At 48.3% G+C, this 230-nt stretch carries 1 rRNA gene; it reads left to right on the forward strand.

Annotated features, from left to right (window positions below):
- Positions 1-80 (forward strand): 23S ribosomal RNA (locus tag JOY50_RS28900); the annotation flags it as partial.
- Between the last annotated feature and the right edge of the window lie 150 nt (positions 81-230).

Below are 230 nucleotides of genomic sequence, written 5' to 3' on the forward strand. Positions count from 1 at the left end.
TACGACGTTGATAGGTTGGGTGTGTAAGCGCTGTGAGGCGTTGAGCTAACCAATACTAATTGCCCGTGAGGCTTGACCATATAACACCCAAGCAATTTGCTAGCGCAGATTGCGGTGGTGAAGATGATACGAACCGAAAGTTCGCAACGAACCACAAATATCGCATATCCGGATTCGCTGGGCTGTCCATCTGGACATTCTGGCTACAGAATTTCTTGACGACCATAGAG

The organism is Pseudomonas sp. BP01 (genome assembly GCF_022760795.1).
GTDB classification, from domain to species: Bacteria; Pseudomonadota; Gammaproteobacteria; order Pseudomonadales; family Pseudomonadaceae; genus Aquipseudomonas; species Aquipseudomonas putida_Q.